This window comes from Flavobacterium pisciphilum (assembly GCF_020905345.1).
GTDB lineage: Bacteria > Bacteroidota > Bacteroidia > Flavobacteriales > Flavobacteriaceae > Flavobacterium > Flavobacterium pisciphilum.
Genome location: NZ_JAJJMO010000001.1, coordinates 3,939,847 through 3,951,712, shown reverse-complemented (window position 1 = coordinate 3,951,712; position 11,866 = coordinate 3,939,847). Strand labels below are relative to the sequence as shown.

Sequence of the window (11,866 nt, the reverse complement as noted above, 5' to 3'; positions counted from 1 at the left end):
GGTATATTTTGATTTTTCTGTTTTTCAAATGTATTATTTTTTTCTTACAAGTCATCAAAGGGTTACAAATCAAATTCCACTAAATAGTTTCATTAATCGGGTATTTTCTATGACAAAAACTGCATCTAGTGCAACGTTAAAAGCTCATCTCTATCATTTAGAGTGTTTTCCTCCAAGTATAACTTTTTTGTATGATTTTCCATTTGCCTTCATATTTTAAAAGCAAAAAATAATCTGTAAAAATCATCTTATCAGGAATTACAATTTCAGCTTTAGCCATTGCGGCATTATTTTCATAATCAATAGAAATTATTCGCCCAATCCTATTTAATTTTTCGCCTTTTTTTATATTAGAGATATACTTCTTTCCAGAACGAATTCGCAAACTATCTTTTTCTGTAACTGTATAAAGATTAAAATCTGGATAAAATGCTTTTTCTAACTTTTCAGGTTCTCCATTAGCAGTACCCTCTATATAATCCATTAGTATTTTGGATATTTGCTCAAATTCAGATTTATTTTCTGTTTGCGAAAATCCAAGAAACCCTATCAGGCAGAGAGCTGATGCAATAATTGCTTTTTTCATGTCTATTTATTTTGAATGGTTTCAATGACTTTTTTAGCGACTGGTGCAGCAGATGAGGGGTCTTGACCAGTAATAAAATTACCATCAACAACTATAAAAGCATCTCCTGAATTGGTTGAATAAACAAAATTCCCTTTGTTCTCTTTGATACTATTTTCAATCGAAAAAGGAAATGTTTGATAATAGGGCATTGACTTATTTTCAAATAAATCTGGATAACCGCTTATTTTTCTATTCAGATAGAGAGGGGCTCCTTGTTCATCTTTTAAATGAATTAATCCAGCAGTTCCGTGGCAAACTGAAGAAATAATTCCTTTGGCTTTAAAAATTTCTTTCGCGATGTTCTGAATATCAATATTCTCGGCTATTCCAAACATGGCAGCCCCCCCTCCAACATAATAAATAGCCTTGTATTCTAAAGCTTTTACTTTTTCTGGTGATTTTGTCTGCCTAAGCAAACTCATGAAATGATTATCATATAAGTATCTCTTTTGGATAGAATCAGAAGTAGTGATATAACCAATTGGAATTGCACCTCCATTAGGACTCACAAAATCAACTTTATAACCATTTTTTATAAATACATCGTATGCCAATACTATCTCAGCAAAGTGATTTGCAGCATTTAAATCTGTATTTCCATAAGTATGCTGATTGGATGTAACGAAGAGTATTTTTTCTTTATTTTTATGTTTAAACGAACAGCTCGATAATAAAAAAAGAAAAGCTAAATAGGGAATAAATTTGTGCATATTTTACTTTTTAAAAGTTTCAAGCAAATATGCAAAATTCACTAAATCAAGGTGTATGAATACATTGGAGATCAGTTCGGATTTATAATATTGAACTTATTTTTTTGCTTTTTGAAATTCGGCAGGAGTTTGATTAGTTACTTTTTTAAAAGTAGTAAAAAAAGTAGATTTCGACTTAAAACCGCTTTCATAACCTATAGCTTCAATAGTATACAAATTAGAACAGGACAACATTTCTTTGGCTTTTTCAATTCTTAATTCGTTAATAAATATTGAAAAGGAGAGATTTAAATTATTATTTAAAAATTGAGATAAATTATGTTGAGAAATACCTAATTCTTTAGCTACATCAGAAAGTGTCAAATCTGGATTTAAATATAGCTCCCTATCTTTTACAATATTTATTCTTTGAGTAATTTGTTCAAGCGTAGCATGGTCAATTTCTTTGCTTTTATACTTTTCTTTTTCTTCAAAAAACGAGGTTCCTTTTCTAAACTTTAAAACAAAAAGGAATATAATAAGATAGAGAACAAAAGAGAAAGAAAGTGCTCCTACAATATAAGAAGTATAAGAACCAACAGTATAAGCAAACCAAATTAAAGTTACTCCCAAGAAAATACTCAATAACCAAATATCAATAGCAGTCAATTTTTCTTTTTTCTTAAACGTTTTTTGAAAAGTAGGTTTTATAAATTTAAAAGAAGCAATGATATAAATTAACCACTGCATATAAATACCGATTACAATATACCTACTCCATACCCCTCTATGCTCAACATAAGGATAAATAATTCCCAAAACTGTAATGCCTACTAAAAATGGAAGAATATGAATTCTCCATCTATTTACACTGTTTGTTATAATACTTTTAAAGTATAAATAAAGAGAGGGCCCAATTAAAATACAAGCCGAAAGACCAATCTGAATAAAAATTCCAGATAAGTTTGAGTTGAAATAAAAAAATATGGATTTAATAATTCTGATGCTCAATGTAAATAACAATAGCGCTAGAAAATTGTTTGAAAATTGTTTCTTTTTAGCAATGAATGCAAAATAAAAGGATAATAAAAGACCGTTAAAAGCTCCTAAAGCACTAAAAAAGAATATTAGTTGGTTATCAAGATTCATAAAACAAAGAGTATTCTTTTAAAATTTTATTTAAATATTACACACCTCAAAGGCTTTTATTGCATCCAAAAATTTAAACGAATTTATAATTAAATTTGATAATAATGACTATTATATTTTATCAGATTTATTTTTTATTGATTTATTCTATTACTTATACATCACAAAATCCAATCGCTAGAACTACTAAAACTTTTCATTAAAACTCCCCCCGTTGTTAAGAGCATTCCGCATATGAACATAAACTCTCAAATGAAATGCTTATACCATCGGGAAGAGAATTCTAAAAACAATGGCACGTACTTCTAATATTCAGCACGCATTAAATATGTAGAATTATGATTCAATTCTATACCTCCATTTTCCCCTACAACTACTGTTCCTCCTATATTTGCCAGATGATTTCCAAAAGCACAATTGGGCTCAAAGGCAAATGTCATTCCGGGTTGCAAAACAATATCTCTTCCTGGATTGGGCAGTCTTCCCACATTACCATATCTTTTCGCTTGAGGTAAAACTTCTATACCTGGAGCTGCACCAAATCCGATTGGTCCATATGGATTAATGCTATGAATAAGTGGGTGTACATGCCATCCTTTAGAATCTAATAGTGGTTTCTCCATACAATCAACCACTTCTCCAAACGTAGTACCTGCCTTTAAACTAGCAACACCTAATTCATAACATTCACGAGCCACTTGTGCCGCACGTTCTAAATTGGGATGAATTTCTCCAACTGCAACCGCTGCTTGATGTTGCGTTTCATACATACCATAAAGAGCAAATATTTCTGACAATACAATATCTCCTTCTTGAATAATACGAGGAGCCTGAGAGCGATATTGCCATGCTGGAGGTCCCCATCCAATATATTCAGGCCCTGATCCCATCAATATTTCTGCAGTAAATCCGCCCATAGAAATACAAGTAGAAGTTATTGCTGCTGCAATTTCTGCTTCACTAACTCCCGGTTTCACGGTCATTCTCATTGCTTCACTCATCGCTTCTCCAATGCTAGCCGCATAACGCACTAAAGCTAATTCTTCTTCACTTTTGGGTGCTGCAAGTTTAAAAAAATCTAAGAATACTGGTTTAAGTTCTGCTTTAGGGAACACCTCCATTATTCCTTTCCATGTACGATGCGGAAGTGCTCCATCAAAATAAAAAGGGGGATATGGCTCTAATCCAATGATTCCGATTTTTGGATTTTCGGACACCCCTATTTCTTTGAGCATTCGACCGATATTCTCACCTGTTTTCCCAACATAAATTTGTTCTGGCGCAATCCACTGTTGATCACCTCGCGATGCTGCTTGCATATGATCTGCAACCATCATCGGTGCAAAAGTAATTACAGTAGGCTTTTTGTCTTTATGAAACACAACCACAGAACCAAGTCTGTCGTTTGTAAAATAATGATCTATACAAAACGGAGCTGGTGCTGCCGACTCACGATCTCCATAAATGACAAGGGTATCTAAGTTGTTATTTTGCATAATCGTGCGAGCTATTTGCCAACGGCGATCACGTTCCTTCAATGTTAATGGTGCTGGAATTTCCAATTTTGTTCTCATAACTGTACTCTTTATAATTTAGTATTAAATCTTTTAGTTCAACTATTGCGTTTAACTTTTACAAAGGAAAGACTTACTAAGACGGATATTCTTGACAAAAACGCACTTAAATTGTGCAATAAGTTCTTTATTATTGTATTAATGGCTTATATTTAGGATTTCTACATACAAATACACTCTTATGAAAGAAAAAGTAAGAACATATGATGTTTCGGCTGTAGCCAAAGAAGTTGGTTTGCAAGAAATAAAGGGAATTGCTGTAAACAGATCTGCCGATGCGGTGCGAATAGGGCTTACAGATCATCCTCACCTTGTAGATGGAATAATTTGTGCAATATGTATTAAAGGATATGCTAAGCTAAAAATTAACTTTCAGGAAAAAGAATTAAAGCCTGGTATCTTAATGGTTGTTTTACCTGATTCGATGATGGATCCTATAGACATCTCTGACGATTTACATATCAATACTATCTTTTTCTCTTATGATCTTATTATGAAGACTGCTTTTGTCAACGATTTCGATCTTTTAGAGAAAATAAGTAATAATCCCTGTCAGCTATTAGATGACGAATACTTTGAGCTCTTCCAAGCACATCATACCTCTATTGCCATACATTACTATAGAAAACAAGAAAAAGGGAAAAAAGATGTTCTCTCCTATCTGCTTTGTGCTTTAGTTACTGATGTTCAGACTTTATATACAGAAAGAGATTATATCAACAAAAAGATAAGTAGGCAAGATCAATTGACCAATGCGTTTTTTCAATGCCTAATGAAACATTACAAAGAAGAGCGAAACATCTCCTTCTATGCAGACAAAATGAATTTGACTCCAAAATATTTAACAACTGCTATCCGTAAACAAACGGGAAAATCTATATCAGAATGGATAACCGAAGCTGTTATTGCTCACGCTAAATCTATTCTCAAAACCACAGATACTAGCATCCAAGAAATCACCGATTTACTTAACTTTTCTGATATTTCACTATTCTGCCGTTACTTCAAACGATATACAAATATGACACCTTCAGAATACAGGAAGCAAAATTGAAATTTTCTTTAAATCTTATATAATTAGCATATAAAGACAAAAGCCACTCCGTTATTGAAGTGGCTTTATTGACTCTTTTTGCAGGCACAGATTGCAAATCTGCGCTATTGGGTTTTAAAATTTTAATCATAAGCAAAACCTAACATCAAAAAGACATACCATCTTTTTTTAAAAGAACCGAAAAGTTCATTGTTATTAGAAAGTTTTATAATTATGCCTGCTAAAATTAACCCAACAGGTGCTAAATAGCTATTAAATTCTTGAAAATTCATTTTACTTAATTTATAATTGATTTTAAAAAATATATTATAGAAAAAATAGCGGTTCCTAAAATAATGACCCAATGTTGCACTTTATTAAGGCGCGTACCTTCTTCTGAAGGAAGCTCTTTTTTAATATTTTTGAGCCAAAAAACATGAAATTTATAAACAATAAACGATATAATAGCTAAAATTATACTGATAAACATATTATATTTCATGAAAATTCTATTTAATTATTGCGTAATTTTTTTAACAGCGTCACCTGAAGTATTTTTTAAAATATCTTTAGAATCCCAATAGCGCAGATTTGCAATCTTTGCTTGCAAAGATTATCCTCCAACAAATCTATAAGATTACCTCCAAATCATTATCTAATCTGAATAATTTATTACCGAACTAAAATAATAATCTTCTGTCAAAATTACAATCTTATCTTTTACAGCGTTGTCATGACTATAGTCTATCTTCTATCTAAAAATCTGTATACAATTCTATAAAAAACAAAAGCCACTTCATTATAGAAGCGGCTTTGTTAGTTCTCTTTATGGGTACAGATTACCAATCGCTATTGGTTTTGTTAAGATGGTATTTCAACAACCAAAAAAAGCTCCAGATAACTCTGAAGCTTTTTTTAGTTAAACAATTTATTAGTTTAATTTCCTCTATAGGTCGAATATCCGAATGCAGAAAGTGTTATCGGAACGTGATAATGCTTTTGGTCATTAATTTGAAATACGACTTCTATAAATGGATAAAAACTCTCTACGTTGCTCTTTTTAAAATAATCACTTGTAAAAAAAGTCAGTTTATAAATTCCAATGTTAGATTTTTTTGAGTTTAAAAAATCGGTTATTCTTCCGTTCAAATCCGTTTTCTTCTCTTCTATAAAAAACCATGTTTTAGTTTTTTCATTGTATTGCTCTAACTTAATAGAAACATCATTTACAGGCATTCCTTTTGATACGTCTAAAATATGAGTTGAAAGTTGAAAACTGTTTTCTTGTGCAAACATTAATGTTGAAAACATCATGAAGATCAGAGCTACTATTATTTTTTTCATTTTTTATATTTTTAAAGTTATAATTATTTTGTTGTTATTCCAATTTCTGCAATTTCAGCTGCCCTAGCTATCAAATCATCATTTTCTGGACTTCCTCCTCCTGCCACTCCAACACTGCCGATTATGTTACCTTGATACCAAATTGGAACACCTCCACTTAAAAGTAACAATTCTGGTAGCGTATTTAAATTTTTTGTATCCGGATTACTTTCTGCGTTTCTTAACAATGAAAGTGTCGCATTTTTTGTAGATAAAGCTGTATAAGCCTTTCTTCTTGCAGCTTCTGTATTATGTGGTCCAACCCCATTAGCACGAGTAAGTAAAATAATTGCTCCTGAAGCATCAAGTATTGCTATAGAAACTTTTTTATTTAATGAAGTCGCAGATTCAGTAACATGCTTTGCTAACTCAAATGCAGCTTCCAAAGTTAAATTATCAACAGTCTTAATATAATTATTTACTGATGATTGTGTTTTTTTTGCTTCACCTTTGTTTTGACCAAAGCATATAGTTGAAATTAGTATGAGAAATAAAAATATCGTTTTCATATAAAATTTGTTACGGCAAATCTAATCGCTATACTCTTTAAAAACGTTGCCCTATGTCAACGTTTTATAATTTCAATTTTATTCTGCTCAAAGTAGAAGGTGACATTCCTAAATAAGAAGCTAACATTTTATTGGATACATTAACCAATAATTCTGGTTGATACTTAATAACCCATTTTACTTTATCTAAAGCATCAAAACCTTGAAATCCGTAAATTCTTTTTTGAGCCATTATAAACCCAAGTTCCAAAATTTCTGTATATATCTTTGTAAATTGTGGTATCTCATTGACCAAGTTATAAAAATCAATTCTTGAAATACAAAGCAATTCTGATTTCTGAATCGTTTGTAAATACTCTTCAGCAGGTTGCTGATCAATAAAACTTGGTAAAGCTGTAACAAAACTACCTTCAAAAGCAAAAAATCTTGAACTTTCATTTCCTCCTTTAGAAATGGTAAACAAACGAACACAGCCTTTATTTACAAAATAATAATGCTTAGATACTTGGTCATAATTCAAAAGAATTTCGTTTCTGTTTGTCTTTATTAACTCAAAGCATGAACAAATCTTTTTTAATGTTTTGTCATCTACTGCTATTTTACTTTTTATGAATTTTTCAAGAGTTGAATACATAAATCTTATAGTATTTATCTCGCCTAAAATATCGCACTATTAATAAAAACAAACTATTAGGCACAAATTACACGTATTACAAAGTATTCGAATTTGGTTTTTATAAATATATTTCCCCTTCAAAAATAAGCAAAATAACTCCAATAGTATTTAATGTAATAAGTATTTTCATCAGTTTTAGCTGAAATTGAGCAATCCTTGCCACTTGTGTTATTTAATAATATTGGAGTGTTAACAGCAAAAGAATAAGCAGATACGGTTGGGAATTTTTCACTTAAAACATCAACAGAATTAAAACCTACCTAAAGCGTTATCATATTGGCGAAATTCCATCGCTGTCATGTTAAGCTCCATCTCGTCTTGGTTTATTTTAATCGATTCTCTTTGTGGGTACGGAAAGAATTTACGCGCAATCACTGTCTATATATCCGAGCAATTGGGAGTTTTCTTTTCTATTCTTTGTCGATGCTCTTTGTCTTCACGAGCGGGACGCTCGCGCCAGCAAGGGTATTATTTACGTATCTCTCTGCAGTCGGAAAAAAAATGTAAACTATTGTATTTGAAATATGTAAACTTTTTTTTTAAAGAAGAGACATACATGAGCTCACGAGCAAGATGCTCGCGCTAGCAGGGACAGCACATTTTACAATAGTACTGCTATTTATTGTTTTTTGTTCTCCCATTTTTAATAACCTTTTGTTCTTTACATTTCGGACAATTTATAACATCACTAACTCTGGAACACCTTGTCGGATTTTTAATCATTTTAGCTCATTTAAGACAATATTAAAACAAAAAAGATGAGCATTACTGCTCATCTTTAAATTATTTTTTGCTGATATTCATTCTATTTCAATACGTTAGAAATATTAAATCTCATATCACTAACTTTGAAACACTACCCAAAATATTCAACATCTGATACGCCATCGAATTTTTGTTTGATAATTTCTAGAACTTTAGAATCCGAACTTGTGAATTCCCAAAAAGAAGAATCTATCAATTCCATTACATATTTACAATTTTTGTACATCTTGTCATCTGTGTCGTACCTTATTAACTTTTCACTTTCTAAATCTGCTATCAAAGTCAGTTCTATAATTTGATCCATTGAATTAGACAATTTAATCAATTCATCAAATTCAAATTGAATACCATTATTTGAGTCATTAATCTTTGCTTCAAATTCCAAAATTGATTCTTCATATGTTCCTATTGCTTCAATCCACAGTAAATTCCATTTATAAATTGATGGATGATCAATACATTCTAATATGTCTTTTAGTTTTATTGTCAGAATATTTTCATCTGATTTTCCAGTAATTCTAATCTTTTTTATTGCCATGGTATTTTTGTTGGTATTTTTGATCTTTGTGGTGTTCCACCTGTTTTACTTGGTTCCCATATATGTTGATGTGGACTATCTGGGGAAACATCTCCTTCTATGCAGACAAAATGAATTTGACTCCAAAATATTTAACAACTGCTATCCGTAAACAAACGGGAAAATCTATATCAGAATGGATAACCGAAGCTGTTATTACTCACGCTAAATCTATTCTCAAAACCACAGATACTAGCATCCAAGAAATCACCGATTTACTTAACTTTTCTGATATTTCACTATTCTGCCGTTACTTCAAACGATATACAAATATGACACCTTCAGAATACAGGAAGCAAAATTGAAATTTTGTTTAAATCTTATATAATTAGCATATAAAGACAAAAGCCACTCCGTTATTGAAGTGCTTTATTGACTCTTTTTACAGGCACAGATTGCAAATCTGCGCTAGCGGGGTTATCTGTAAATATTTAGGTAGAATTATTAACCACCAACGAACATATTAGATACATTACCATTTTATAAAAATGCCTAATCTAAAACACTACCCACTACCCTCAAATTACAAACGTATTCTATCGCATAGTACTACCTATAGATTTAAAATTTTAATCATAAGCAAAACAAAACCTAACATCAAAAAGACATACCATCTTTTTTTAAAAGAACCGAAAAGTTCATTGTTATTAGAAAGTTTTATAATTATACCTGCTAAAATTAACCCAACAGGTGCTAAATAGCTATTAAATTCTTGAAAATTCATTTTTTTTATTTTATTAAATCTAGATACTAAAGTGATTTGAAAAAGAATACAAGCGATGTTACTGCTAACATAATTATAATAACCCAGTTTTTAAATGTTCCAATAGTAGTGTCACGCTTATAAAAAATAGGATTTTTATCTCGACTTTCTAGCCACCATTTATGGATTTTATAGTATCCAAAAGTCAATATCCCAAACAAAATACCGTAAAGTAAATTCTTATAATCCATCATTACATAATTTAATTATTAACCTTTTTTATTACTTCTTTAGCCTTATCTGCTGTAATGTTTTTAGTAACTTTTTGTCCAATTTGAAAGAGTGCAGTAACTTCAGATGCCACACTTGGATTTGGACTAGGTATTACTTTATCTATAGCGATACCAACCAATTCTCCTGTGGCATAGGTAGCACCTCCTTCTGCTGCTTTATTATAATCACCAGATATTAGATTAGCCGCGCCTTCTATTACAGTACCTACTAAACTAACTATCTCGCCTGCTCCAGCAACAGCTAAACCTGGAGCAGCTCCCTCACCACCTACTGGAGTTGTGACTATTGCCCCGACAGCTGCACTGGCAAATCCTGTTGTAGTCATATTATCTCCAGCTTTTTGATTCTCTTTGACGTTACAGATTGCAAATCTAAGCTATTGGGCATTTTTAATTACCTAAATCTTTAGCATCATTATTAGTATATTTTTCAAGTTTAGAAATTATTTCTGTTTTAAATCTTTCTTGAATTCTATTTTCTTCTTCTTTAGTAAAATCTTCTTGTTTAAGCCATTTTTTTTTATTTCCAGCAAAAACCGCACGGATAGCAATATCTATATGGGTGGTATCCTTAAGGTTTTGTTCATCCCCAACAAATGAAATATAATACATCTCCTCTGGTGATTGGCTGAAATAAAATATGCGACTATCTAAGAAATCATATCCCCTTTTTGACCAATTATTAAAATTTTGATACTTGGCTGGGATTTTATACTCAGGATAATTAGAATATAGGCTATCAAAAGCAACTTCTAGTTTTTTCTTTGGGACTGGAAAACTCAAATTATTAAAACCACCTAAAGTACCATCACAATTTATGCATATCACTATTAAAAATAGTAAATACAATTTTCTTTTTATTTTATTCATTTTAATGTCCCATTATTGTTGCATTAGTTTGCATATTCATACTTTCGTTACTTCTAGTGTCTAATACTGTTTTTGGCAGAGCGGCAAGCCCTAAGCCGACACCCACTACACCTGCTGAAAATCTACTCCTTAGACTGAAAGCTGGAGATAGAGCTATAGCTAATTCTTGTGTAACAAATTTATAATCTGCAACACTCGCACTTTTAGCAGTACCCCCCCGCCACCTCTAATATTTAATCTATCATATCCTAAATCATGAGCAAGTGCAGAATATTCCTCAACTCTATTAGGAACATATGAATAATCATCATCACCAGCATAAGTCTTTGGATTCAATGGACCAGGATAGGTTAGCCAAAAAATATTGTGCCCAACGGTTCTTGTGTCTAAACCATTTGGAGTTAGATTTTTTTGAACTCCATGCCAAAAATTACCAAATGACTTTTCATCGGCATAACCTTTAATTCCTCCATCATCTTGTTTATATGTTGTTACTGAGAATTCATCCGCTAAAGTTGAACCATCACTTAATTTGCCTTGTCCTCCTACAGACATCTCACCATCGATAAAAGTACTTTGTTGCTCAAATGTAGGGGAATTATTCAAAGCATTATTTTCAAATCCCAAGTAAGACATAAACCGTTTTATATCTTCTTCTTTATTTGTGGTATATCCTCCTCCTGCAGTAATTTCCCATAATCCACTTGGGTCTATAAAATTTACAGGATTATTAAAACAATAGCGATTTGGTGTTAATTCATAAGCTAATTCTGCTAAAGGGTCAGGATTTTGCATTCTTCCAATTGCTGGGTCGTATAATCTAAATCCATAATCATAAACATTAAGCTGATTCCCACCAATACTCTCGTCTTGCAGTTCTTTCCCGTTGTATTTATACTTATAATTTTGTTGTTTATTATCGGTATTATATCCCTCATGTTTTAATCCAAACGGGTAATAATTATTCTCTTCAAGAATTTCAAGAACGTTTTGAGCATTTTTTTTGTAGCTAAGGCG

At 31.5% G+C, this 11,866-nt stretch carries 17 protein-coding genes and 1 pseudogene; 2 read left to right on the top strand and 16 right to left on the bottom strand.

Going from position 1 to position 11,866, the window contains the following annotated elements; genetic code table 11:
• Positions 1–157 precede the first annotated feature (157 nt).
• From LNQ49_RS16865 to LNQ49_RS16850, 4 genes are all read right to left on the bottom strand, one after another.
• On the bottom strand, positions 158–586 hold the full coding sequence (locus LNQ49_RS16865; protein ID WP_229990188.1) for a nuclear transport factor 2 family protein: 429 nt from the start codon (positions 584–586) through the stop codon (positions 158–160).
• Between the two features lie 2 nt (positions 587–588).
• Positions 589–1,338, bottom strand: a complete 750-nt coding sequence (locus LNQ49_RS16860; RefSeq protein WP_229990187.1) for a type 1 glutamine amidotransferase domain-containing protein — start codon at positions 1,336–1,338, stop codon at positions 589–591.
• A gap of 96 nt (positions 1,339–1,434) precedes the next feature.
• Positions 1,435–2,466, bottom strand: coding sequence for a helix-turn-helix domain-containing protein (locus LNQ49_RS16855; RefSeq protein WP_229990186.1), 1,032 nt, complete (start codon positions 2,464–2,466; stop codon positions 1,435–1,437).
• A 305-nt stretch (positions 2,467–2,771) separates the two neighbouring features.
• The gene (locus tag LNQ49_RS16850; RefSeq protein ID WP_229990185.1) at positions 2,772–4,040 is read right to left on the bottom strand and encodes a M24 family metallopeptidase; all 1,269 of its coding nucleotides are present in this window, start codon (positions 4,038–4,040) and stop codon (positions 2,772–2,774) included.
• Between the two features lie 181 nt (positions 4,041–4,221).
• Between LNQ49_RS16850 and LNQ49_RS16845 the strand changes: the two genes are divergently transcribed.
• On the top strand, positions 4,222–5,094 hold the full coding sequence (locus tag LNQ49_RS16845; RefSeq protein WP_229990184.1) for a helix-turn-helix domain-containing protein: 873 nt from the start codon (positions 4,222–4,224) through the stop codon (positions 5,092–5,094).
• A gap of 122 nt (positions 5,095–5,216) precedes the next feature.
• Here LNQ49_RS16845 and LNQ49_RS16840 read toward each other — a convergent pair whose 3' ends face one another.
• From LNQ49_RS16840 to LNQ49_RS16815, 7 genes and pseudogenes are all read right to left on the bottom strand, one after another.
• The gene (locus LNQ49_RS16840; protein ID WP_229990183.1) at positions 5,217–5,366 is read right to left on the bottom strand and encodes a hypothetical protein; all 150 of its coding nucleotides are present in this window, start codon (positions 5,364–5,366) and stop codon (positions 5,217–5,219) included.
• A 5-nt stretch (positions 5,367–5,371) separates the two neighbouring features.
• Complete coding sequence (locus LNQ49_RS16835; protein ID WP_229990182.1) at positions 5,372–5,575, bottom strand: hypothetical protein; 204 nt, start codon at positions 5,573–5,575, stop codon at positions 5,372–5,374.
• Positions 5,576–6,009: 434 nt separating this feature from the next.
• A complete protein-coding gene (uraH, locus tag LNQ49_RS16830) occupies positions 6,010–6,417 on the bottom strand; it encodes a hydroxyisourate hydrolase (RefSeq protein ID WP_229990181.1) in 408 nt (135 codons plus the stop codon).
• Positions 6,418–6,440: 23 nt separating this feature from the next.
• Positions 6,441–6,965, bottom strand: coding sequence for a heme-binding protein (locus LNQ49_RS16825; RefSeq protein ID WP_229990180.1), 525 nt, complete (start codon positions 6,963–6,965; stop codon positions 6,441–6,443).
• Between the two features lie 64 nt (positions 6,966–7,029).
• Positions 7,030–7,599, bottom strand: a complete 570-nt coding sequence (locus LNQ49_RS16820) for a Crp/Fnr family transcriptional regulator (RefSeq protein WP_229990179.1) — start codon at positions 7,597–7,599, stop codon at positions 7,030–7,032.
• Positions 7,600–8,259: 660 nt separating this feature from the next.
• Positions 8,260–8,364, bottom strand: a pseudogene (locus LNQ49_RS23365) (IS1 family transposase); the annotation flags it as partial.
• Positions 8,365–8,497: 133 nt separating this feature from the next.
• Entirely contained in the window at positions 8,498–8,944 is a 447-nt protein-coding gene (locus LNQ49_RS16815) for a hypothetical protein (RefSeq protein ID WP_229990178.1), read from the bottom strand.
• 68 nt (positions 8,945–9,012) lie between these two features.
• Here LNQ49_RS16815 and LNQ49_RS16810 point away from each other — a divergent pair, with 68 nt between their 5' ends.
• Entirely contained in the window at positions 9,013–9,288 is a 276-nt protein-coding gene (locus LNQ49_RS16810; protein WP_229990177.1) for a helix-turn-helix domain-containing protein, read from the top strand.
• Positions 9,289–9,536: 248 nt separating this feature from the next.
• On the opposite strand, the gene LNQ49_RS16805 is transcribed toward LNQ49_RS16810, so the two are convergent.
• From LNQ49_RS16805 to LNQ49_RS16785, 5 genes are all read right to left on the bottom strand, one after another.
• Positions 9,537–9,707, bottom strand: a complete 171-nt coding sequence (locus tag LNQ49_RS16805) for a hypothetical protein (protein WP_229990176.1) — start codon at positions 9,705–9,707, stop codon at positions 9,537–9,539.
• Positions 9,708–9,733: 26 nt separating this feature from the next.
• Positions 9,734–9,937 carry a hypothetical protein gene (locus tag LNQ49_RS16800; protein WP_229990175.1) on the bottom strand — a complete coding sequence of 68 codons (204 nt, stop codon included), beginning with the start codon at positions 9,935–9,937 and terminating at the stop codon, positions 9,734–9,736.
• Between the two features lie 11 nt (positions 9,938–9,948).
• Positions 9,949–10,305 carry a hypothetical protein gene (locus tag LNQ49_RS16795; protein ID WP_229990174.1) on the bottom strand — a complete coding sequence of 119 codons (357 nt, stop codon included), beginning with the start codon at positions 10,303–10,305 and terminating at the stop codon, positions 9,949–9,951.
• A 64-nt stretch (positions 10,306–10,369) separates the two neighbouring features.
• Entirely contained in the window at positions 10,370–10,849 is a 480-nt protein-coding gene (locus LNQ49_RS16790; protein WP_229990173.1) for a hypothetical protein, read from the bottom strand.
• 159 nt (positions 10,850–11,008) lie between these two features.
• Positions 11,009–11,827 carry an RHS repeat-associated core domain-containing protein gene (locus tag LNQ49_RS16785; protein ID WP_229991347.1) on the bottom strand — a complete coding sequence of 273 codons (819 nt, stop codon included), beginning with the start codon at positions 11,825–11,827 and terminating at the stop codon, positions 11,009–11,011.
• Positions 11,828–11,866: the final 39 nt, after the last annotated feature.